General features: G+C 63.8%; 20 protein-coding genes. 7 read left to right on the plus strand and 13 right to left on the minus strand.

The annotated features are described in order from the left end of the window. Nucleotides 1-83: 83 nt before the first annotated feature. Both copM and NKH28_RS01915 read right to left on the minus strand, forming a co-directional pair. The gene (gene copM, locus NKH28_RS01910) at nt 84-470 is read right to left on the minus strand and encodes a CopM family metallochaperone (protein ID WP_352540444.1); all 387 of its coding nucleotides are present in this window, start codon (nt 468-470) and stop codon (nt 84-86) included. A 43-nt stretch (nt 471-513) separates the two neighbouring features. Then, entirely contained in the window at nt 514-3,018 is a 2,505-nt protein-coding gene (locus NKH28_RS01915) for a heavy metal translocating P-type ATPase (RefSeq protein ID WP_352977622.1), read from the minus strand. A gap of 226 nt (nt 3,019-3,244) precedes the next feature. On the opposite strand from NKH28_RS01915, the gene NKH28_RS01920 reads away from it, so the two are divergent. The 5 genes from NKH28_RS01920 to NKH28_RS01940 all read left to right on the plus strand — a co-directional run bounded on the left by NKH28_RS01920 (nt 3,245) and on the right by NKH28_RS01940 (nt 10,571). After that, the gene (locus tag NKH28_RS01920; protein ID WP_352540446.1) at nt 3,245-6,043 is read left to right on the plus strand and encodes a [protein-PII] uridylyltransferase; all 2,799 of its coding nucleotides are present in this window, start codon (nt 3,245-3,247) and stop codon (nt 6,041-6,043) included. 46 nt (nt 6,044-6,089) lie between these two features. Next, the gene (gene murJ, locus NKH28_RS01925) at nt 6,090-7,688 is read left to right on the plus strand and encodes a murein biosynthesis integral membrane protein MurJ (protein ID WP_352540447.1); all 1,599 of its coding nucleotides are present in this window, start codon (nt 6,090-6,092) and stop codon (nt 7,686-7,688) included. Nucleotides 7,689-7,969: 281 nt separating this feature from the next. Further along, a complete protein-coding gene (gene trpS / locus NKH28_RS01930; RefSeq protein WP_352469976.1) occupies nt 7,970-9,046 on the plus strand; it encodes a tryptophan--tRNA ligase in 1,077 nt (358 codons plus the stop codon). A gap of 185 nt (nt 9,047-9,231) precedes the next feature. Beyond that, nucleotides 9,232-9,723: a universal stress protein gene (locus NKH28_RS01935; RefSeq protein ID WP_352469977.1), complete on the plus strand. Its 492-nt coding sequence runs from the start codon at nt 9,232-9,234 to the stop codon at nt 9,721-9,723. A 278-nt stretch (nt 9,724-10,001) separates the two neighbouring features. Beyond that, nucleotides 10,002-10,571, plus strand: coding sequence for a NifU family protein (locus tag NKH28_RS01940; RefSeq protein WP_023676386.1), 570 nt, complete (start codon nt 10,002-10,004; stop codon nt 10,569-10,571). A 110-nt stretch (nt 10,572-10,681) separates the two neighbouring features. Here the strand turns inward: NKH28_RS01940 and NKH28_RS01945 are convergent, their stop codons facing one another. The 4 genes from NKH28_RS01945 to NKH28_RS01960 all read right to left on the minus strand — a co-directional run bounded on the left by NKH28_RS01945 (nt 10,682) and on the right by NKH28_RS01960 (nt 12,328). Continuing rightward, nucleotides 10,682-11,299 (minus strand): L,D-transpeptidase, encoded by a 618-nt coding sequence (locus NKH28_RS01945; RefSeq protein WP_352448678.1) that lies wholly within the window; start codon nt 11,297-11,299, stop codon nt 10,682-10,684. A gap of 340 nt (nt 11,300-11,639) precedes the next feature. Next, a complete protein-coding gene (locus NKH28_RS01950) occupies nt 11,640-11,765 on the minus strand; it encodes a hypothetical protein (RefSeq protein ID WP_352540448.1) in 126 nt (41 codons plus the stop codon). Beyond that, nucleotides 11,766-11,894: a hypothetical protein gene (locus tag NKH28_RS01955; protein ID WP_302893588.1), complete on the minus strand. Its 129-nt coding sequence runs from the start codon at nt 11,892-11,894 to the stop codon at nt 11,766-11,768. A gap of 107 nt (nt 11,895-12,001) precedes the next feature. After that, nucleotides 12,002-12,328, minus strand: a complete 327-nt coding sequence (locus tag NKH28_RS01960; RefSeq protein WP_352977625.1) for a GYD domain-containing protein — start codon at nt 12,326-12,328, stop codon at nt 12,002-12,004. A gap of 152 nt (nt 12,329-12,480) precedes the next feature. Here NKH28_RS01960 and NKH28_RS01965 point away from each other — a divergent pair, with 152 nt between their 5' ends. After that, nucleotides 12,481-12,780: a DUF1330 domain-containing protein gene (locus NKH28_RS01965; protein ID WP_023717905.1), complete on the plus strand. Its 300-nt coding sequence runs from the start codon at nt 12,481-12,483 to the stop codon at nt 12,778-12,780. 671 nt (nt 12,781-13,451) lie between these two features. On the opposite strand, the gene NKH28_RS01970 is transcribed toward NKH28_RS01965, so the two are convergent. Beyond that, the gene (locus NKH28_RS01970) at nt 13,452-13,775 is read right to left on the minus strand and encodes a hypothetical protein (protein ID WP_352540449.1); all 324 of its coding nucleotides are present in this window, start codon (nt 13,773-13,775) and stop codon (nt 13,452-13,454) included. A 214-nt stretch (nt 13,776-13,989) separates the two neighbouring features. On the opposite strand from NKH28_RS01970, the gene NKH28_RS01975 reads away from it, so the two are divergent. After that, on the plus strand, nt 13,990-14,490 hold the full coding sequence (locus tag NKH28_RS01975) for an MmcB family DNA repair protein (RefSeq protein ID WP_352540450.1): 501 nt from the start codon (nt 13,990-13,992) through the stop codon (nt 14,488-14,490). A gap of 422 nt (nt 14,491-14,912) precedes the next feature. On the opposite strand, the gene NKH28_RS01980 is transcribed toward NKH28_RS01975, so the two are convergent. The 6 genes from NKH28_RS01980 to fdhF all read right to left on the minus strand — a co-directional run bounded on the left by NKH28_RS01980 (nt 14,913) and on the right by fdhF (nt 21,650). Next, a complete protein-coding gene (locus tag NKH28_RS01980) occupies nt 14,913-15,275 on the minus strand; it encodes a nuclear transport factor 2 family protein (RefSeq protein WP_352448516.1) in 363 nt (120 codons plus the stop codon). An 85-nt stretch (nt 15,276-15,360) separates the two neighbouring features. After that, nucleotides 15,361-15,834, minus strand: coding sequence for a carboxymuconolactone decarboxylase family protein (locus NKH28_RS01985; protein WP_352448517.1), 474 nt, complete (start codon nt 15,832-15,834; stop codon nt 15,361-15,363). 110 nt (nt 15,835-15,944) lie between these two features. Continuing rightward, entirely contained in the window at nt 15,945-17,498 is a 1,554-nt protein-coding gene (locus NKH28_RS01990) for an alpha/beta fold hydrolase (protein WP_352540451.1), read from the minus strand. A 107-nt stretch (nt 17,499-17,605) separates the two neighbouring features. Further along, the gene (locus tag NKH28_RS01995; RefSeq protein ID WP_352469984.1) at nt 17,606-17,914 is read right to left on the minus strand and encodes a formate dehydrogenase subunit delta; all 309 of its coding nucleotides are present in this window, start codon (nt 17,912-17,914) and stop codon (nt 17,606-17,608) included. Continuing rightward, complete coding sequence (gene fdhD, locus NKH28_RS02000; protein ID WP_352540452.1) at nt 17,904-18,734, minus strand: formate dehydrogenase accessory sulfurtransferase FdhD; 831 nt, start codon at nt 18,732-18,734, stop codon at nt 17,904-17,906. Before fdhD ends, NKH28_RS01995 begins: the two co-directional genes overlap by 11 nt. A 3-nt stretch (nt 18,735-18,737) precedes the next feature. After that, nucleotides 18,738-21,650, minus strand: a complete 2,913-nt coding sequence (gene fdhF, locus NKH28_RS02005) for a formate dehydrogenase subunit alpha (RefSeq protein ID WP_352977628.1) — start codon at nt 21,648-21,650, stop codon at nt 18,738-18,740. Between the last annotated feature and the right edge of the window lies 1 nt (nt 21,651).

A 21,651-nucleotide genomic window follows, 5' to 3' on the forward strand; every position in this document is an offset into this window, starting at 1 on the left:
AGCACCACAGTCGCCAAGGCAAATCCAGGTGAAGCAGAAATCCAGGTGAGGCCTCTCGCCCGGATTCCCCGGCAGCGTGACGCCTACTTCACCGGATGTGCGGCGAGCCAGTCCTGCATCTGCTTGATCTCGGCCTGCTGCGCGGCGATCACTGCTTCGGCCAGCTTGCGGATTTCCGGATCCTTGCCATTGGCGAGCTCGATCTTGGCCATGTCGATGGCCGCCTGGTGATGCGGGATCATGCCGCGGGCGAAATCGACGTCGGCATTGCCGGAATATTCGATCGCCATCATGTCGGCGTGCATCTTGTCCATCGCCGCCTTGTAGCCCTCGGTCGAGGGACTCTGCGCGCCCATTGCGCCCATGTCGTGCTTCATCTCCTCGGCTTGTGCCGGAACGCTTTCGAGGAAAACAGCAAGCAGCATTCCCGCCGCCATCATCAGCAGCACGATCTTCTTGGCCAGGGTCATTCATCGTCTCCTTTTTTGAACAGGGTCTATCTGGAAGTTTTAATCAGAGTTTCAACGTCCTGAGCCGCAATGCGTTGGCGATCACCGAAACCGAAGACAGGCTCATCGCCGCCGCCGCAATCATCGGCGACAGCAGCGTGCCGGTGAGCGGATAAAGCACGCCGGCAGCAACCGGCACGCCAAGCACGTTGTAGAGGAAAGCGAAAAACAGGTTCTGGCGGATGTTGCGGATCGTGCCCTGGGCAAGCGTGCGGGCTCGGACGATGCCGTTGAGATCGCCCTTGACCAGCGTGATCCCCGCACTCTCGACCGCGACATCGGCGCCGGTGCCCATGGCGATGCCGACATCGGCAGCGGCGAGTGCAGGCGCATCGTTGACGCCGTCGCCGGCCATGGCGACGCCGGCGCCGTTTGCACGCAATTCCTCGACCAGCGCACCCTTCTGCTCGGGCAAAAGCCCGGCACGCACCTCGTCGATGCCGAGCTTGGCTGCGATGGCTTTTGCCGTGCGCTCGTTGTCGCCGGTCGCCATGACGATCTTCAGCCCGCTGTCATGCAGCGCCTTGATCGCCTCGGCGGTGGTCGCCTTGATCGGGTCGGCGACGGCGACGAGGCCGGCGAGCCGGGTGCCGACAGCAACGAACATCGCGGTCTTGCCGTCGGCCTGCAGCGCCTCGGCACTGGCCAGGACCGACGCCGTGTCGATGCCGAGATCGGCCATCATCGCGGCATTGCCGAGCGCCACCTTCTGCCCCGAAACCGTGCCGGAAACGCCCTTGCCGGTGACGGCCTCGAAACCGCCGGAGTCGGGGACCTTCACGCCGCGTTCGCGGGCGCCTTCGACGATCGCCTCGGCCAGCGGATGCTCCGAGCCTTTTTCGAGACCGGCGGCGAGCGCCAGCAGCTCGTCCTGCGCCATGCCTTCGACGGCAACGACATCGGTCAGTCGCGGCCGGCCTTCGGTCAGCGTTCCCGTCTTGTCCACGATCAGCGTATCAACCGAGGCGAAGCGCTCGAGCGCTGCTGCTTCCTTGATCAGCACGCCGGCATGCGCGCCGCGCCCGGTGGCGGTCATGATCGACATTGGCGTGGCAAGGCCGAGTGCACACGGACAGGCGATGATCAGCACCGAGACCGCCGAGACGATGGCAAACACCAGGCTGGGTTCCGGTCCGACGATCGCCCAGGCGACGAACGCAATGATGGCGACCAGCACGACGGCCGGGACGAAGTAGAACGAGACGCGGTCGGCCAGCCCCTGGATCGGCGCGCGTGAACGCTGAGCCTTGGCGACAAGCTCGACGATCCGCGCCAGCGTCGTCTCGGCGCCGACTTTGTCGGCGCGCATGATCAGCGAGCCGTTCTTGTTGAGCGTGCCGCCAGTGAGGTTGTCGCCTTCGGTCTTCTCGACCGGCAGCGGCTCGCCTGTGATCATCGATTCATCGATGGAAGAGCGTCCTTCGAGCACAGTGCCGTCGACCGGCACGGCGTCGCCTGGGCGGATGCGCAAGCGGTCGCCGGCCTTGACCGTATCGAGCGGCACGTCGTTTTCGGAACCGTCCGCGCCGATCAGCCGCGCCGTCTTCGGCGCCAGGTCGAGCAGCGCGCGGATCGCCGAGCCGGTTTTCTCGCGGGCGCGCAATTCCAGCACCTGGCCGAGGAACACCAGCGCGACGATCACCGCCGCCGCCTCGAAATAGACCGGCACGGTGCCGTCATGGCCGCGGAACTGGTGCGGAAAGAGGCCTGGAAACAGCGTGGCGACGACGCTGTAGAGATAGGCGGCACCGACGCCGAGCGAAATCAGCGTCCACATATTGGGGCTGCGGTTGAGGACCGAGTTCCAGCCGCGATGGAAGAACGGGAATGCCGCCCACAGCACCACCGGGCTGGCCAGCGCCAGCTCCAGCCAGACCTTCGCGCGGTCGTCGATGAAGGCCTGGAACGTCAGGCCGAGCATCGGCGCCATGGCGATGAGCAGCAACGGCACGGACAGCACCGCGCTCACCCAAAAGCGCCTGGTGAAGTCGACCAGTTCCGGGTTAGGTCCCTCGTCGCCGGTCGGCACGCCCATCGGTTCCAGCGCCATGCCGCAGATCGGGCAGGAGCCGGGCTTGTCGCGGATGATTTCGGGATGCATCGGGCAGGTGTATTGCGTGCCCTTGGGCATCGGCTGCGGCGCCGGCCTGTCGCCGAGATATTTTGCCGGCTCGGCTTCGAACTTCGCCTGGCAAGCGGCCGAGCAGAAATAGAAGCCTCGGCCCTCGTGCCGCAAAAAGTGCTTGGCCGTGGCGCGATCGACGCTCATGCCGCAGACGGGATCGATTGCGGTCAGGTATTTTTCCGGCTCGGCGACGAATTTCGCGCGGCAGCTCTCGCTGCAGAAATGATAGCGACGGCCGTCATGCTCGGCGGTCGGCTTGCCGGCAGCCGGATCGACGTTCATGCCGCAGACCGGATCGCGGATGACGGCGTCCGCAGCAGAGGGGGCGCCTTTTGCCGAGCAGCAGCTGCCATGGGCGTGATGATGGTGATCGGAATGCGTCATGCCGAAAGCCCCTGTATTTCGATGTTGCGGCGGAGGTAGTGCTTCCAGTAACTGGAAGGTCAAGGGCCGATTTCGATTTTTCGTGGCCAGGCCCTAACCGAACCGGCAGCGGGCGCGAGATGATCGTCCTGTCGGTGGCCGTGGAGAACGCGTCCGTCCGCCCCATACCCAGCGCCGCGAAAACGCGCTATAGACGCCGCCGAAACGGCGAGGCCGAACGGCATTTATGGCAAGAATATCCCTGAAGCTCGAGGAACTGATCGACGGCGAAGCCTTGCGCCGCGAGATGACCGAACTGACCGCGGCCACGGCAGGCGACGGCTCCGGTAAGGCCGCGCGCAGCGGCGTCCTCAAGCTTCTCAAAAGCCGGCTCGCCGACGGCCGCACGGTCGCCGAACGCATGCTGATGGACGATGGCAGCGGCACCGCCTGCGCCGCCCGGCTGTCGCATCTGATGGATGAGATCATCCGCGCGCTCTACGATTTCGCCGCCACCCATGTCTATCGCGTCAAAAACCCGTCATCGGCCGAGCGCATGGCGGTCGTGGCCGTCGGCGGCTATGGCCGCGGCACGCTGGCGCCCGGGTCCGACATCGATCTGCTGTTCCTACTGCCCTACAAGCAGACGCCGTGGGGCGAGCAGATCGTCGAATACATGCTCTACATGCTGTGGGACCTCGGGCTGAAGGTCGGCCACGCCACCCGCAACATCGACGAGTGCCTCAGGCTGTCGCGCACCGACATCACCATCCGCACCTCGATCCTGGAGGCGCGCTTCCTGTGGGGCGAGCAAAAGCTCTATGACGAGCTTTTGCAGCGCTTCGACCATGAGGTGGTGCGCACCACCGGCCCCGAATATGTCCAGGCCAAGCTCGCCGAACGCGACGAGCGCCACGCCAAGGCCGGCGAGAGCCGTTACCTGGTCGAACCCAACGTCAAGGACGGCAAGGGCGGCCTGCGCGACCTGCAGACGCTGTTCTGGATCGCCAAATATTTCTACCGCGTGCGCACCGGCGAGGAACTGGTCGACAAGGGCGTCTTCACCGACGCCGAATACAGGGAATTCCAGAAGGCCGAGGATTTCCTATGGGCGGTGCGCTGCCACATGCATTTCCTCACCGGCAAGGCCGAGGAGCGGCTGCATTTCGATATCCAGCGCGATATTGCCGAGCGGCTGGGCTACACCACCCATCCCGGCCTGTCGGCGGTCGAGCGATTCATGAAGCACTACTTCCTCGTCGCCAAGGATGTCGGCGACCTGACCCGCATTTTCTGCGCCGCGCTGGAAGAAGAGCAGGCCAAGCATGTGCCGGGCTTCAACCGCATCTTTCTCACCTTTTCGCGCCGCAAGCGCAAGCTCGCCGGCACGGCCGATTTCATCGTCGACAACCACCGCATCAACATTGCCGACGACGAGGTGTTCGAGCGCGATCCGGTTAACCTGCTCAGGCTGTTCTGGTTTGCCGACAAGCATGGCCTGGAATTCCACCCCGATGCGCTGAAGCTTTTGACCCGCTCTCTCGGCCTCGTCGGCAAGGCGCTCAGGCGCGACGAGGAGGCCAACCGGCTGTTCCTCGATGTGTTGACCTCGGACCGCAACGCCGAGCTCAATCTGCGGCGCATGAACGAGGCCGGACTGCTGGCAAAGCTGATCCCGGACTTCGGCAAGATCGTCGCCATGATGCAGTTCTCGATGTACCACCACTACACCGTGGACGAGCATTTGATCCGCTGCATCGGCGTGCTGGCCGAGATCGAGCGCGGCGACGGGGAAAAGATCCATCCACTCGCCCACTCGCTGATGCCGGGGCTGAAGAAGAGCCGCGAGGCGCTCTATGTCGCCGTGCTGCTGCACGACATCGCCAAGGGCAGGCCGGAGGACCATTCGCAAGCCGGCGCCAGGATCGCCCGGCGCATCTGCCCGCATATGGGGCTGTCGCCGGCCGACACCGAAACGGTTGCCTGGCTGGTCGAGAACCACCTCGTCATGTCGATGACGGCGCAGACCCGCGATCTCAACGACCGCAAGACGATCGAGGATTTTGCCGCCATCGTGCAGTCGGTCGAACGGCTGAAGATGCTGCTTGTGCTTACCGTCTGCGATATCCGCGGCGTCGGGCCTGGGGTCTGGAACGGCTGGAAGGGCCAGTTGCTGCGTACGCTCTACTACGAGACCGAGCTTTTGTTGACCGGCGGGTTTTCGGAGGTGTCGCGCGCCAAACGGACGGCGGCGGCGCGCGAACAACTGGCCGAGGCGCTTGCCGACTGGCCGGAAAAGGCCCGCAAGCGTTATGTCGGCCAGCACTACGAGAACTATCTGCTGGCGGTCGATCTTCCCGACCAGCTCCGCCATGCCGAATTCATCCGCGAGGCCGATCACGCCGGCAAGAAGCTCGCCACCATGGTCAAAACCCACCAGTTCGAGGCGGTGACCGAGATCACCGTGCTGGCGCAGGACCATCCGCGCCTGCTCTCGGTGATTGCCGGCGCCTGTGCCGCGGCCGGCGGCAACATCGTCGACGCGCAGATCTTCACCACCTCGGACGGCCGCGCGCTCGACACCATCCTGATCTCGAGGGAGTTCGACCGCGACGAGGACGAGCGCCGCCGTGCCGAGCGCGTCGGCCGGCTGATCGAGGACGTGCTGTCGGGCAAGAGCTGGCTGCCCGAAATGATCGAGAAGCGCACCAAGCCGCGGCGCGGCGCCAAGGTTTTCCGTATTCCGCCACGCGCCGAGATCCGCAACACGCTGTCGAACCGTTTCTCGGTGATCGAGGTCGAGGGGCTGGACAGGCCGGGCCTTCTGTCGGAGATCACCGGCATGTTGTCGGACCTGTCGCTCGACATCGCCTCGGCCCACATCACCACCTTCGGCGAAAAAGTCATCGACACGTTCTACGTCACCGATCTCACCGGCCAGAAGATCGACAGCCCGTCGCGCACCGCGACCATCCGCAACAGGCTGATCGCGGTGCTCGAGGGCACGGCGTCCGAGCGCGGCAAGACCAAAACGGCCGCCGAGTGACTGTTACCTTCCATTTGCCCCAATCGCACAGGCAGTCTTCAAGCGCATGAGCCTTGTCAAGAAATTCGCCACGGTCGCTTCCGGCACGCTGATGAGCCGCGCCCTCGGTTTCGGCCGCGAGATGCTGATGGCTGCTGCACTTGGCACCGGGCCGATCGCCGACGCCTTCAATGCCGCCTTCCAGTTTCCCAACACCTTTCGCCGGCTGTTCGCCGAAGGCGCCTTCAATGCCGCCTTCGTGCCGCTGTTCGCCAAGGAGATCGAGACACACGGCACCGACGGCGCCAAGCGCTTTTCCGAAGAGGTGTTCGGCGTCTTGTTCACGGCGCTTCTGGCGCTGACCATCGCCATGGAACTGGCGATGCCGCTGATCGTGCGCTATCTGGTGGCGCCGGGCTTTGCCGACACGCCGGGAAAATTCGAGACGACGGTGGCGCTGGCGACCGTCATGTTCCCCTACCTGATCTGCATGTCGCTCGGCGCCATGATGGCCGGCATGCTGAATTCGCTGCGCCGCTATTTCGCCGCTGCGGTGGCGCCGGTGTTCCTCAACGTCATCCTTATCGCCGTGCTTGCCTATGCCTGGTACAAGGGTTCGGACGCCCGCACCGTTGGTTTCGGCCTGGCTTGGGGCGTGCTGGCGGCCGGCCTGGTGCAGCTGGCGATCGTCTGGGCGGCGGTGCGCCATGCCGGCATTTCGATCGGCTTCCGGCGGCCGAAGATGACGCCGAACGTCAAGCGGCTGCTGATCCTGGCGCTGCCGGCGGCGATCACCGGCGGCATCACCCAGATCAACCAGCTGATCGGCACGGCGATCGCATCGGCGCAGGACAGTGCGGTGTCGTCGCTGGCCTATGCCGACCGCGTCTACCAGCTGCCGCTGGGCGTCGTCGGCGTCGCTGTCGCCATCGTGCTGTTGCCGGAACTGTCGCGGGCGCTGAAATCGGGCAATCTGGTCGAGGCCGCCAATCTGCAGAACCGCTCGGTCGAGTTTACCCTTTTCATGACCTTGCCTGCGGCGGCCGCGCTGCTGGTCATGTCCGAGCCGATCGTGCGGCTGGTCTATGAGCGCGGCGCCTTTGCCGCCAACAATTCGACGCCGACGGTCGCGGCAATCCTGGCGATCTTCGGGCTCGGCCTGCCGGCCTTCGTGCTGATCAAGGCGTTCACCCCAGGCTATTTCGCTCGCGAGGACACGCGCACGCCGATGATTTTCGCCGCCATCTCGGTGGCGGTTAACATTACGACGGCACTGACGCTGTTTCCGACGATGGGCGCGCCCGGCATTGCCGTTGCCTCCGCTGTCGCCGGCTGGGTCAATGCGGCGATGCTGCTCGCCGTGCTGATCCGGCGCGGCCATTGGGGCCGCGACGTGCCGCTCATGAAACGCATCCCGCGGCTGGTGCTGTCGGCGGCGGTGATGGCCGCGGCGCTCTATTTTGCCGAACACTGGTTCGCCGCAAGTCTCGGCTCCGGCTCGCTGCTGGTGATCAAGGCGGTAACCCTGCTTGCGCTCGTCGCCGGCGGGGCGCTGCTTTACTTCGTCACCGCCTTCGCCACCGGCGGCGCCGATTTCGGCATGATCCGCCGCAATATCGGGCGCAAGGGCTCCCAGCCGGTCAAGGAGCAATCTCCGGATCCGTGAGGGGGAAAATTCATCAGCGCCAATTTTGTTCTTGCTTTGTGCCGGCAGCTATGCTATTAATCTCAGTATGGTGCTAATTGGCTCCAACGACCCGCCCACCGAGGCGGGTTTTTGTTTCTGGTCGGCGCCATCCCTCAAACAGCCTTCTGTTCGGCCGACGTCAAAGCCTGCGCGCCCTGGCCCACGCCCCTCTTGATCGTCTCCTCGCTCTCGTCCATAAGCGCGCCGTCGCAAGACTTTCGCCGCGCGCGAAACGGCCCTCCACAAGCCAGGGAAACACCATGACCGATCAGCCCCCCTTCAAACCGCTCGTTTTTTCCGGCGTCCAGCCAACTGGCAATCTGCATCTCGGCAATTATCTCGGCGCCATCAAGAAATTCGTCGCCCTGCAGGACACCTCCGACTGTATCTATTGCGTCGTCGATCTGCACTCGCTGACCGCACAGCTCGTCCATGAGGATCTTCAGGACCAGACGCGGTCGATCACCGCGGCGTTTCTCGCCTCCGGCATCGACCCGACCAAGCACATCGTCTTCAACCAGTCGCGGGTGATGCAGCACGCCGAGCTTGCCTGGATCTTCAACTGCGTGGCGCGCATCGGTTGGATGAACCGCATGACGCAATTCAAGGACAAGGCGGGCAAGGACCGCGAGAACGCCTCGCTCGGCCTGCTCGCCTATCCCTCCCTGATGGCCGCCGACATCCTCGTCTACCGCGCCACCCACGTGCCGGTCGGCGACGACCAGAAGCAACATCTGGAGCTGACCCGCGACATCGCGCAGAAATTCAACAACGACTTTTCGGACCGCATCGCAGCGCTTGGCGTCGGCGTCGAGATGGAGGTCGGCGAAGAGACGGTGAACGGCTATTTCCCGCTGACCGAGCCGGTCATCGGCGGCCCGGCAGCGCGCATCATGTCGCTGCGCGACGGTTCGAAGAAGATGTCGAAGTCGGACCCGTCGGACCTGTCGCGCATCAACCTGACCGACGATGCCGACGCCATCTCGAAGAAGATCCGCAAGGCCAAGACCGACCCGGAGGCTTTGCCCGGCGAACTGGACGGGCTTGCCGGCCGGCCGGAAGCGGAAAACCTCGTCGGCATCTATGCCGGCCTCGCCGAAATCTCGAAAGAGGCGGTGCTGAAGGAATATGGCGGCCAGCAGTTTTCGGTGTTCAAGCCGGCGCTGGCCGACCTTGCGGTGGAAAAACTGGCGCCGATCGCCGGCGAGATGCGCCGCATCTCCAGCGACCGCGCCTACGTCGACGCGGTGCTGCGGGATGGCGGCGAGCGTGCCGGCACATTGGCCGAAGCGACCATGAAGACCGTGCGCGACATTATCGGCCTGCTGCAAGGCTAATGCATGTCGCGCAAAAGTGTGCAGCGGTTTTGCGATAACGACATGCATAAAACAAGAACCTGAAGCGCGTCGCTGGTCGAACGCGACGCGCTTTAAGCTGCACCAGCATTGCCACAGCCGCCGGTCGCTTGCGGGCGGGCTGAGGCGGTGGCAGATTGCGACCGAAACCATCGAACAGGGTGAATATGGTCTCCAAACGCCTCAGCCGCGAAGCCGGTCATCGCCGCAAGTTCCTGGCGATCATCGACGACACGCCCGAATGCGAGCGCGCCGTCGCCTACGCCTCGAAGCGGGCGCAAAGCACGGGCGGCGTGCTGGTGCTGCTCTATGTCATCGAGCCGGATGATTTCCAGCACTGGCTGGGCGTCGAGAAGATCATGCGCGAGGAGGCGAACGCCACGGCGCGCGCCGCACTCGACAGCTACGCCAACAAGGTGCGCCAGAAGCTCGGCATCGAGCCGGAACTGGTGGTGCGCGAAGGCAAGCCGACCGAAGAGATCCACAAGCTGATCGAGGAAGACCAGGACATCGCCATCCTGGTGCTGGCGGCAGGCGCCGGCAAGGAAGGGCCTGGGCCGCTGGTCGGCGCGGTCGCCGGCAAGGGCGCCGCCTTTCCGATTCCCGTCACGGTGGTGCCGCAGAACCTGTCGGACGAAGAGATCGACAGCCTCGCCTGAGATGCGCTGATATTCAGGTGAGGCCGGCCTGCAATTGGCGGCTTCCTGCGCTTCCGGTGCTCACGTACCAAAAGTACGCTCCGCTCCGGTTCTCGGAACCCACCATTTTCGGCTCGGCCTGACCTGAATCTCAACACATCTCCAAGCGTTTCAGGGCGCTAGCAAAACATTCCGCCAGCCAGCCGTTCCCCGCGATGCCTTTCGCTTGAATGTCGGGCGGATAAAGCCTAATTAGAATTATTCCAAACTAGCTGCCCCAAACGGGCACGGAGACGGCCATGTTCATCCAGACCGAGTCGACGCCAAACCCGGCGACGCTGAAATTCCTGCCCGGCAAGGAAGTGCTGCAAGAAGGCACCGCCGATTTCCGCGATGCCGATAGCGCCGCGACGGCTTCGCCGCTCGCCGGCCGGCTGTTCGAAATCCCCGGCGTCACCGGCGTCTTCTTCGGCTATGACTTCATCACCGTGACCAAGGACGGCCCCGACTGGCAGCATCTGAAGCCGGCTATCCTCGGCGCCATCATGGAGCATTTCATGTCCGGCGCCCCGGTGATGGCCAAGGCCGGCCCCGCCGCCGAGACCAGCCAGACCGGCGAATTCTACGACAAGGCCGACGAGGAGCTGGTCGTCACCATCAAGGAGCTGCTCGACACGCGGGTGCGCCCGGCGGTGGCCCAGGACGGCGGCGACATCACCTTCCGCGGCTTCGAGAACGGCACCGTGTTCCTGCACATGAAGGGCGCCTGCGCCGGCTGCCCGTCGTCGACGGCGACGCTGAAGCACGGCATCCAGAACCTGCTCCGGCACTTTGTGCCGGAAGTGCAGCACGTCGAACAGGTCTCCTGACGCACCGTTCCATCGTCAACGTCGATAGACAACAAAAAACCGGGCCAAAGTGCCCGGTTTTCTGTTTGCGACGTCTGTGTTGTTGCCTAGACGGTCCGCGTATAAGGGTTTTATATCACAATGACCTTGGCGCCGACCGAGGTGCGGTCGTAGAGGTCGATAATGTCCTGGTTCATCAGCCGGATGCAGCCCGACGACATCGCCTTGCCGATCGAATTCCATTCCGGGCTGCCATGCAGGCGATAACCCATGTCGCCGCCCTTGTTGAACAGGTACATGGCGCGCGCGCCGAGCGGGTTCTTCAACCCCGGCTCCATGCCACCGGCAAACTTGGCCAACTCCGGCTGGCGCTTGATCATCTGCGAAGGCGGTGTCCAGGTCGGCCATTCGCGCTTCAGCGCGATATGGGCGGTGCCGTGCCATTCGAAACCCTCACGGCCGACGCCGATGCCGTAGCGCATCGCTTCGCCGTCGCCCATGACGAAATAGAGGAACTTGTTCTGCGTATCGACGATAATGGTGCCCGGCTTTTCCCTGGTGTCGTAGTCGACGATCTGCCGGCGGTATTTGAACGGCACCTTTTCGATCGGAACGCGCGGCAGGTGATAGCCGGCGTCGGTCACCGCGCCGTAGTTGTTGGTGAAGATCTGCGAGCCGATGGTGCTGCAACCGGCGACAGCCGTCGACAGCGCCAGGGCCGCGACGATTGCAAGTGACTTCATGCGCATGAAAAGGTCCGATGCCTGCCCAAACAACAGCGGCTCGAGTCGGCCGCTTTTTTCATCTTCATTCATGCTGGCATTTGCTTTGCTTGCCAAGCGGGCGATGCCTATATCCTTGGACTTGCGTGCTGGTAAACCCGCGACTATGGCATTTCGGCAACAGCCCCCGCAGGATTATGTTGCAAAATCAATGGGGCCAGGAACAAGGACCAGGAGACGAAGAAATCACCCATGAATGTCGGTGACGCTGCCCGGCGCTCTGGCCTGCGGCCAAGACCATCCGTTGCTACGAGGAGATCGGCCTGAGACGCGGCCGCCGCAGGGGAAAGTCCAGACGGGCCCGGGTTTAATAAAGGACGCCGCGAAGCACGGCCCAAGCCAGAAGCCCGAACGTGCCGATCACCACCAATGCACCAAGGACCGTGCCGATCTTTTCAGGCAATCCATCGGGGCGACCAGGATCGTCGGCCATTCAACTATCGATCATGACGTAGGCCGCACCAAACACGGCAACGATAATTGCCCCAAGCACCGCCCAGCCTCTGATGGCCGAGCGGATTTCCTCCGGCGTCGCCGATTTCCGGTCGTCATCTTCCGTCATCTAATGCTCCTCCTAAAATCCGTGGCAGACATTGAAAACGCAAGCTGCAACGTGCGCCGTTCGAGAGCAAGCGTTCCCCAGCCTTCGACACTCCGCAGGGGCGGCGGTCACGATCCCGGTGGGCGGTACCGGATCGACTTGGCTTTGCCAAGCGCGTCCATCGTCTCTTCGACGCTTAACAGGACGGTGGTCTGGTACGAGCTGAGCGCGCCTCCCGCACCGATGGCCAGCATGACAGAGGCCATCGACACGTTGTCCGGCGCCTCCCATAGGTTCCAGCCATCGTACTCTCCGAAGGCATACCAGAACCTGTGCAGCTTTCCGCCGACCGACTCGATGTAGGAACGGGCAGCCTCGCGTCTATCCTCGGGATTATCCATCAAGCGCGCCCAGGTTTCGGGCCTGTAGCTGAATCGCGTGAGATACATCGGCATGGTTCGTCTCCTCCCAGAGCTGCCCCCACCAAGACAGTTAAGCGCCCCAATCCGGAGAACGCGAGTCGTTTCCGAGGCGTAGTACCGCTGGCTTAGTTGCGGGGCCGCTAATAGACCTGTTTCAATTGCCTTTCCCAAGAGGAGTAAGGTCAATGGCCGCATATCTCATTGCTGATGTAGACATAACCGACGCCGCCGTTTTCGAGGAATACCGCCGGGACGTGCCGGCAACCGAAGCCCGCTATGGGGGGAGGTATATCGCTCGCGGCGGAGCCACCAAAGTTCTGGAGGGCGATTGGGAACCTCATCGCCTCGTCATTGTCGAATTCCCGGACATGGCGTCCCTCCTGGCATGGTACGACTCTCCGGAATACGGCCGCCTCAAAGCCATCCGCGAACGCTGCGCAAAGACGAGAATTATTGCTCTGGAGGGCATGATGCCGGTTAGCTGAGGGCTGGGTCGATGACAATGGCAAATCTGAGTTGCCATATCTGGTGCGGCCCGGCGACGGGACAGGAGCATTCTGATATGAATCAGCAAGCTTTAAACTTGCGGGCGGGAAATGACGGCCAATGATGGGAGGATGACGCCGGAAGCACTCATTGACGGGACCTACAAATCAATATGACCCAACACCAGATCGGCAGGCGGTGTTACAGCGTGACCTAGGGTTGTGTCATGGCGTTGAAAATGCCGGCGCCAACTATCGCACATAAGGCTGCGGCCCAAGCCCTCCCACAATGATGCACCACCAGGCGCGGCCTTTTCCCCGAAGCACGGGATTCATTTTTATCATCCGTCGCGCCAGAAGCCCCTGGTAGAGTGCATAAGAAGACCCGAAACCGGCGAGCCAAATGACGGAAAATACGACGCCCCGCACGAGCATCCTGTTGAGCCTGGTCTGCTCGGCCGTCAAACTTGCATTCTCAGTAACCATGCTTCGCCACCTCTTTGATTAGGCTGCGACCACTATCGGTCCTGCAGCGGTGAATATTAGATCAACGGCGACGCCTCGCGAAAACATAGCTCCCCTCACCCGTAGGAATTGCATTGCTAACGCGAGCGGCCCGCCTTGGGGTAGGGTGGGCCTTTATCGTTTCTCAAAAAGGCAAATTATGTACTTTACAAACAGGAAGGCCTGAAGACGCGGGTAGGCCCTTCTTCGGGCTTGATCACCAGCACAACGTTTTCTGGGTTTTGCCAAGGTAACAACATCACGTAGGCCGCAAAATCGTCTTCAGGGAAATGGTTGAAGCCACCACCGGCTACAAACATTTGCGGGTGCTTGCTGCCACCAAAGCTATCCTCGACGCTGTTAAGTTGTTGGAAGGGGGCGCGCTCTGCCAGCCATTCCTGTATGCTCTCGAAGAGAATGGGCAGGCCGTTCGGGCTCGATAGCTCTTCAGCAGAAGACGTACAAAGCACCACACCGCTCACGACGCTCATTGTGACTCAGCCATTGCCTAACGGGCCTTCTTGCCCGTCTCCAGCCGTTCGAAAGCAGCTTCTTCGTTGTGGAAGTGTGGCTCGAAAAGGACACTCATAACCCGGATTCCTACTGTGGATTCAAGGTATCAGGCACAGCGCCGTGTTTGTAAAGTGCGTAATCGCCCCGCAAAAACCGGTTCAAACCGTGAACAAAATCTGCCATGGTGCGGCCATGCCGATCATTTCACCTCTACCCCTCAATCCGCTCATCGATGGCCGCCAGTCGGAGCGCGCCATGCTGGTCAGGCGCGGCGTGCAGCGGCTGCTCAGGGATATGGGCGCGCATGTCTTGCCCGAACTGTCGCTGGCCACCGGCCGCCGCGCCGACCTCGTCGCGCTGACGCGCCAGGGCGACATCTGGATCATCGAGATCAAATCCTCGATCGAGGATTTCAGGGTCGACCGCAAATGGCCGGACTACCGGCTGCATTCCGACCGCTTCTTTTTCGCCACGCATCCCGGCGTGCCCCAGGAAATTTTTCCAGAGGAATGCGGCTTCATCCTCTCCGACGGCTATGGTGCCGAGATTTTGCGCGATGCGCCCGAGCACCGCATGGCGGCTGCGACGCGCAAGGCGCTGATGCTGCGGATCGCACGCGCCGGTGCGTCGCGGCTGCTCGCGGCCGAGCTTGCCGGCGTGTCGGTGCCGGCGGTGGACGGCGAGAGCGAGTAGGGGTTGCTCTCCGTAATTGTAGATGTGGGCGCTGCCCCTCATCCGGCTGCCGCCACCTTCTCCCCGTAAGTGACGGGGAGAAGGGAAATGGCCGGACTGCTATTCCACGATGCGGTAGATGTTCTACAGGCTGGTGCCCGACACGACATAGGGCTCCATCTCCTTGCCCCATTTGGCGTGCGCGGCGATCTTGCCGATCCTGGCGAAGAACGCCTCCAACTGGCGAGGCTTTCGACCTGGTGATGTGACCCGACCGTCGCTTCCCGCGCGCCGTTCGATCCGGTCATGATCTGGAACTTGAGATCGTCGAGACCGACCTGCGAGCCGATCTCGCGTTCTCATTCTTTAACAGTTCGAGCACGGTCTGCTTGTGGCCGAATTTTGCGTCGATCTGCCATCTGGCACTGAACATCGCCGCCTCCTTATTCGTCCCAGGCCTGCACGACCGTCTGCCGTGCGATCTGGCCGTTCTTCAGCTCCAGCATCGCCGCGCAGAATACCTTGGTCCCGTCCGGATAGGAGCAGGCCTGGGTGAAGGCGAGATTGTTGCCGTCGGCGATGGTGGTGTCGACCTTGTGGGTCATCGCCCGGCTGCAGATGTCGTCCCAGAACGTGGTGATCGCAGCGCGCCCGCGGATTTCGCGCGGCTTGCTCGGCGGGTTGTTGCGGTCGATCACCCGCACCAATGCGTCGTCGGCATAGAAGCTCGCCAGCAATTTTCCATCACGGCCCTCAATCGCCTTCTTGATCGCAGCGCCGTCTATCGTCTGTGTCTTGGTCAGCAATTTTTCCTCCATAGGCCCGTCTTCTCGGATCGGGTGGTTGCTTGATCAGGCACTGCCCGGCGCTCGCCGCCGGGCAGTGGCTTCTTCACTGCGACTTCGCCTTGACGGCCGCGAACACCTCGTCGGACTGCTTCTTGAAAGTGGCGAGATCGACCTGGCTGCCGTTGAGCATCGTCGACCAGTGGCGCACGATCGCCGCCATCGCCACCGCCTCCTTGATCTCCTCGTCGCTGGCGCCATTCAGCTTGGCCGCCTGCGTGTGGAAATAGATGCAGTACTGGCAGGGGATCTGCGAGGCGACGGCGAGGCCCATCAATTCCTTGGTCTTGCCGTCGAGCGCGGTGTTCGGGTTGAGCTGCACGCCCTTGATCTCGGCCCAGGCGCCGGCAACGGCGACGTCCGGCAGCGTCTTGAACATGTCCGGTACCGAGCCGAGCGTTGCCTGGATGTCCTTGTAGGCAGCCGTCGCCGAGGCGTCTTCGGCCTTGGCAGGAACGATCGCCAACAGCGCGCCAACGCCTGCCGCCAGCACCAGTGATTTGAGTGTCGACTTCAGCATTTTATTCCTCCCTTCGCGCGCCTTTCCCGGCGACATCCGCCTGGCCTGCATGGGACGAAGTGATAGCGCTTACGCATGCCCGGCCGCTTCGCCCGAAAGCGCCATGGCTCCTATGGCCCGTGCGGGCCAGCGTGCCGGGCCGAGAACGCCGCCGCCGCCGCCCGCGACGGCAGGTCCAGCTTGAGCAGAATATTGGCGACGTGGCGCTTGACAGTGTGTTCGCTCAGCCCGAGTTCGGCGGCGATCGCGGCATTGCTCTTGCCATCGGCGATGAGGTTCACCACCTCGCTTTCGCGCGCCGTCAGTGCGGCCGGCTCGGCAGCCTTGGCCTTCGGCCGGCAGGCCGGCTCCAGATGCTGTTCCGAGGTCGCCTGCACCAGCGCCAGCGGTTCATCCAGCTCGTCAAGCGCGATGCGCCCGGCGTCATTGAAATGAAGCCCTGAACCGGCGGCGAGGTCGGCGACCAGCCGCGAAGCGAGGATGTCGCCGCGCCCGGCATGCGCGGCAAGCTGCATCGTCACGCGCGCCGTCAACCCCGTCGGCGGCCCACGCAACTCGACCTCGCCGACATGCACGCCCTGCGCGCTGGCGACGCCGATCTCCTGCGCCGCATCGCGCAGCGCCGCCGCGCAGCGTACGGCCCGCGCCGGGCCGTCGAAGCGCGCCATCATCAGCTCGCCATGCGTGCCGGCCGGGCGGCCGCCATGGCGCCCGACCAGCAGGCGCCATGTTTCCTGAAAACGTCGGCTGCGCTCGCTCCACATACGGTCGCCAAGCCGCGCCGTGTCGTAGATCCGGGTGACCAGCAGTGCAGCCAGCACGCGCTCGGCCTCGGCAACGGCGCGCGCTCCGGTCAGGAATTCCTCGATCAGATCGGCCACCCGGTCGACATCGCCGGTCCAGATCGGGTGGTCGCGCCCGGCCACCTCGACCAGCCGCGCATTCGGGATCTTCCTTGCCAGGAAGCGGCTGGCCTCCGGGTCGACGCGCGTATCGTTGCGGCGATGGATGAGCAGCGTCGGTGCGCTGATCGCCGCCAGCACGCCGCGCACGTCGATAGCTGCATTCATGCGGGCCAGGGCGATTGCCGCGGTCGGGCTCGCCGACAGCCGCTCGAAGCGCGCCCACCATGTGGCGAAACGTGGATCGTCGACGCGGCCGGGCGCGAAATGCGGCAGGGTGGCGCCGGTGCCCCATGCGGTCTCCGCCGTCGCGATGAACGCCTCAAGGCGTTCCGGCGGCATCACCCATTTGTGGAAATGCGCATAGCCGCCATAAAGCGCCAGCGCCCGCGTCCGCTCCGGGTAGGTGGCGGCGAACAGCATTGCCATCGGCGCGCCTTCCGAAGCGCCCAGCAAGGCGGCGCGGCCGCTGCCGGTCGCATCCATCACCGCGCGTACATCGTCCATGCGGGTTTCGAGGCTGGGCAGGTGGTGGACATCGACGCGGTCGGACAGACCGGTGCCGCGCTTGTCGAACAGGATCAGCCGCGAGAACGCGGAAAGCCGCTTCAACAGCCGGGTGTAGCCCTCGTCTTCCCAGTGCAGGTCGAGATTGGAAATGAAACCTGGCACGAAGACGAGATCGAGCGATCCCTGGCCGACCACCTGATAGGCGATCCGCGCGTCGCCACTGAGCGCGTATCGAGTTTCGATCGGCCTCACGAAGTTTGTCCGCCCGACCCGACGATTTCTTATCGCCAGATCATAGCAGAGGCGCGCGGCTTGCGGCAGATGAAACTTTAGAGAGTGTGAATGTGGGCCCGCGGCGCCTACTTCTGTGACGCGGCGGCAGTCTCGGTGTTCGCTCCGCCGACGCTAAAACCTGCGCCCTCCGGCGCGCCCGGCCGCTTGATGTGTGGCGCGGCCGCGACGACAAGCTCGTTGAACCCCTCGCCACCGCTGTCCAGCATCTCGAACAATTGCCGGCGCATCCTCGGCTCCCAGAATTTGTTGATGTGCTCGGCGACGCCGGCAATGCCTTGCTCGCGCGGCTTTGAGTGGAAAAAGGCGGCAATCTGGTTGGCCATGCGAACCAGCTTTTCGCTGGTGCTCATGAGGTGGCCTTCGTCATGCGACATGCTTGGCAACTCCGGAAACCACGCGGTCAGGATGGGTGAAAATATCGAAATCGTCGCCGCGCACCAGCGCCACCAGCGTCATGCCGGAATCGTCCGCGGTGCGGATGGCAAGTGCGGTCGGCGCCGAGACGGCAATGATGACGGCCGAGCCGATCGCCGCGGTCTTCTGCACCATCTCGACCGAAACGCGCGACGTGACGACGACGGCCCCCGACCTGCCGTCGATACCGGCTTTGGCCAGCGCGCCAGCCAGCTTGTCCAGCGCGTTATGGCGGCCGACATCCTCGCGCGCCATGACGATGCCCTTGCCGGGAAGGTAAAAACCGGCGGCGTGGACGGCACCGGTCTCGGCGTGCAGCGGTTGCAGCTTCGACAAAAGCTTGACCGAGCGGACGATGTCATTGGCCTGAAGTGTAAGTTGCGACGCACCGACCGGGTTTACCGAGCGCATCGCCTCCTCGATCGATTCGATGCCGCACAGCCCGCAGCCGACCGGGCCGGCCAGGCGTCTGCGACGCGCTTCGAAGCGGGTGTTGGCCTGGTCCTTCAGCCGGATCTGGATATCGATGCCGGCGCCGTGATCCTCGACCTCGATCGCTTCGATTTCGTCCGGCGAGGCAATGATGCCTTCGGTCAGCGAGAAGCCGAGCGCGAAATCCTCGAAATCAGCCGGGCTTGCCATCATCACCGCATGCGTGGTGCCGGCAAAGGAGAACGCCACCGGCGTCTCTTCCGGCACCATGCGGTTGGCGGCCGCAGTGCCGCCGGCGCGGCGCGCGAGGCGCGAGATCTGCGCAATGGCTTTGCGGCGCGCGGTCAAGGACTACTCCGCCGCTTCCAACTTCGCGATGCGGCGGCTTTGCTTTGCCTGCTCGTCATAGTCGCGCTGCCATTCCGACGGGCCGTTGGATGCACCCACCTGCACCGCGGTCACCTTGTATTCCGGGCAGTTGGTCGCCCAGTCGGAGAAGTCGGTGGTGATGACGTTAGCCTGGGTGTCGGGATGGTGGAAGGTCGTATAGACGACGCCCGGCGACACCCGCTCGGTGATCAGCGCGCGCAGCGTCGTCTCGCCGGAGCGGCTGGTCAGCCGCACCCAGTCGCCGTCGCGCAGGCCGCGATTTTCGGCATCGTGCGGATGGATCTCCAGCCGGTCCTCGCTATGCCAGACCACATTGTCGGTGCGCCGGGTCTGCGCGCCGACATTGTATTGCGACAGGATGCGGCCGGTGGTCAGCAGCAGCGGGAAGCGCGGTCCGGTCCTTTCGTCGGTCGCGACATATTCGGTGCGGATGAACTTGCCCTTGCCGCGCACGAAGCCGCCGATATGCATGATCGGCGTGCCTTCCGGCGACTTCTCGTTGCAGGGCCACTGCACCGAGCCCACCCGGTCGAGAAGGTCGAAGGAAACGCCGGCGAAACTTGGGGTTGTCTTGGCGATCTCGTCCATGATCTGGGACGGATGCGTGTAGTTCCAGCCGAGGCCGAGCGCCTTGGCGAGCTCCTGCGTCGCTTCCCAGTCGGCATAGCCGCATTTCGGCTCCATTACCTTGCGCACCATGTTGATGCGGCGCTCGGCGTTGGTGAAGGTGCCGTCCTTCTCGAGGAACGTCGAGCCGGGCAGGAACACATGCGCGTAGTTGGCCGTCTCGTTGAGGAAGAGGTCGTGCACGACGACGCATTCCATCGCGGCGAGACCGGCGGCGACATGCTTGGTGTCGGGGTCCGACTGCAGGATGTCCTCGCCCTGCACATAGAGCCCCTTGAACGAGCCGTCGACGGCCGCATCCAGCATATTGGGGATGCGCAGGCCGGGCTCGTCGTCGAGCTTGACGCCCCACAGGCTCTCATAGATGGCGCGCACCGCGTCGCCTGAAATGTGGCGATAGCCGGGAAGCTCGTGCGGGAACGAGCCCATGTCGCAAGAGCCCTGCACATTGTTCTGGCCGCGCAGCGGGTTCACGCCGACGCCCGGCCGGCCGATATTGCCGGTCGCCATGGCGAGGTTGGCAATGGCGATGACGGTGGTCGAGCCCTGGCTGTGCTCGGTCACGCCGAGGCCGTAATAGATCGCGCCGTTACCGCCGCGGGCGTAGAGCCGCGCCGCGCCGCGTATGTCGTCGGGATCGACATTTGCAAGCTGGCCGATCACTTCCGGGCTATTTTCCGGCAGCGCCACGAACGATGCCCAGTCCTGGAACTCGTCCCAGTCGCAGCGCTCGCGGATGAAGGCCTCGTCGAACAGGCCCTCGGTGACGATGACATGGGCAAGTGCGGTCAGCATGGCGACGTTGGTGCCCGGCTTCAGCGGCAGATGGAACTGCGCCTCGACGTGGGCCGAGCGCACGATGTCGGTGCGGCGCGGATCGAGCACGATCAGCTTGGCGCCCTCGCGCATGCGCTTCTTCATGCGCGAGGCGAACACCGGATGCGCATCGGTCGGATTGGCGCCGATCAGCAGGATCACGTCCGTCTGCTCGATCGAATCGAAATCCTGCGTGCCGGCGGAGGTGCCAAAGGTCTGGCCGAGGCCATAGCCGGTCGGCGAATGGCAGACGCGGGCGCAGGTATCGACATTGTTGTTGCGGAAGCCCTGCCGGACCAGCTTCTGGACGAGGTAGGTCTCCTCGTTGGTGCAGCGCGACGAGGTGATGCCGCCGATCGAGGTGCGGCCGTACTGGTACTGGATGCGGCGGAACTCATTCGCCGTATGGGTGAGCGCCTCTTCCCACGACACTTCGCGCCACGGATCGCTGACCTTTTCGCGGATCATCGGTTTCAGGATACGGTCCTTGTGCGTCGCGTAGCCATAGGCGAAGCGGCCCTTGACGCAGGAGTGGCCGTGGTTGGCCTTGCCTGCCTTGTAGGGCATCATGCGGATGACCTCGTCGCCCTTGACCTCGGCCTTGAACGAACAGCCGACGCCGCAATAGGCGCAGGTGGTGACGGTCGAGCGCTCGGGCAGGCCTTTCGCCAGCACGGTCTTCTCCCTCAGCGCATCGGTCGGGCAGGCCTGCACGCAGGCCCCGCAAGAGACGCACTCGGAATCGACAAACGCCTCGTGCATGCCGGCCGAGACCCTGGATTCGAAGCCGCGGCCCTCGATGGTCAGCGCGAACGTGCCCTGCACCTCCTCGCAGGCGCGCACGCAGCGCGAACAGACGATGCACTGCGCCGGATCGTAGGTGAAATACGGGTTCGATTCATCGCGCGCGATGTAATCGATGGTCAGCGAGCCATGGCCGGGCGCCACGCCGTTTTCCTGCTTGACGTGGTTGCGGCCGTCCACGCCATAGCGGTTCTTGGTCAGGCCGACCGTCGTGACGACCTTGTCGAACTCGCTGGCGCCGGTGCCGGCCTTCTCGCCCCACGCTGCCGGGTGGTCGGAGACGTAGAGTTCCATCACGCCGCGGCGAATGGCGTTCAGCCGATCGGTCTGCGTATGCACGACCATGCCCTCGCCGACCGGCGTCGTGCATGAAGCCGGCGTGCCGCCGCGCCCGTCGATCTCGACGAGGCAGACCCGGCAGGAGCCGAACGAGTCCAGCATGTCGGTGGCGCACAGTTTCGGGATTTCGACGCCCGCTTCCATCGAAGCGCGCATGATCGAGGTCCCCGCCGGCACCGTTATCGACTTGCCGTCGACCGTCAGCGTCACTTGCTGCTCGGCTTCAGAGGCAGGTGTGCCGTAGTCGATTTCCTGGACCAGCGATTTGATGTCGAATGCCGCGTTCATG

It is taken from the genome of Mesorhizobium sp. M1227 (assembly GCF_040318315.1).
GTDB lineage: Bacteria > Pseudomonadota > Alphaproteobacteria > Rhizobiales > Rhizobiaceae > Mesorhizobium.

Excerpts from the sequence above, each read along its gene's own strand:
- murJ (WP_352540447.1), top strand. The coding sequence starts at position 6,090 with ATGAGCCTTGTCAAGAAATTCGCCACGGTCGCTTCCGGCACGCTGATG.
- NKH28_RS01985 (WP_352448517.1), bottom strand. The coding sequence starts at position 15,834 with ATGCTGAAGTCGACACTCAAATCACTGGTGCTGGCGGCAGGCGTTGGC.
- NKH28_RS01995 (WP_352469984.1), bottom strand. The coding sequence starts at position 17,914 with ATGTCGCATGACGAAGGCCACCTCATGAGCACCAGCGAAAAGCTGGTT.
- NKH28_RS01945 (WP_352448678.1), bottom strand. The coding sequence starts at position 11,299 with ATGCGCATGAAGTCACTTGCAATCGTCGCGGCCCTGGCGCTGTCGACG.
- NKH28_RS01920 (WP_352540446.1), top strand. The coding sequence starts at position 3,245 with ATGGCAAGAATATCCCTGAAGCTCGAGGAACTGATCGACGGCGAAGCC.
- NKH28_RS01955 (WP_302893588.1), bottom strand. The coding sequence starts at position 11,894 with ATGACGGAAGATGACGACCGGAAATCGGCGACGCCGGAGGAAATCCGC.
- NKH28_RS01915 (WP_352977622.1), bottom strand. The coding sequence starts at position 3,018 with ATGACGCATTCCGATCACCATCATCACGCCCATGGCAGCTGCTGCTCG.
- NKH28_RS01940 (WP_023676386.1), top strand. The coding sequence starts at position 10,002 with ATGTTCATCCAGACCGAGTCGACGCCAAACCCGGCGACGCTGAAATTC.
- NKH28_RS01935 (WP_352469977.1), top strand. The coding sequence starts at position 9,232 with ATGGTCTCCAAACGCCTCAGCCGCGAAGCCGGTCATCGCCGCAAGTTC.
- NKH28_RS01970 (WP_352540449.1), bottom strand. The coding sequence starts at position 13,775 with ATGAGCGTCGTGAGCGGTGTGGTGCTTTGTACGTCTTCTGCTGAAGAG.
- NKH28_RS01950 (WP_352540448.1), bottom strand. The coding sequence starts at position 11,765 with ATGGCCGACGATCCTGGTCGCCCCGATGGATTGCCTGAAAAGATCGGC.
- NKH28_RS01975 (WP_352540450.1), top strand. The coding sequence starts at position 13,990 with ATGCCGATCATTTCACCTCTACCCCTCAATCCGCTCATCGATGGCCGC.
- NKH28_RS01965 (WP_023717905.1), top strand. The coding sequence starts at position 12,481 with ATGGCCGCATATCTCATTGCTGATGTAGACATAACCGACGCCGCCGTT.
- NKH28_RS01960 (WP_352977625.1), bottom strand. The coding sequence starts at position 12,328 with ATGCCGATGTATCTCACGCGATTCAGCTACAGGCCCGAAACCTGGGCG.
- copM (WP_352540444.1), bottom strand. The coding sequence starts at position 470 with ATGACCCTGGCCAAGAAGATCGTGCTGCTGATGATGGCGGCGGGAATG.
- fdhF (WP_352977628.1), bottom strand. The coding sequence starts at position 21,650 with ATGAACGCGGCATTCGACATCAAATCGCTGGTCCAGGAAATCGACTAC.
- trpS (WP_352469976.1), top strand. The coding sequence starts at position 7,970 with ATGACCGATCAGCCCCCCTTCAAACCGCTCGTTTTTTCCGGCGTCCAG.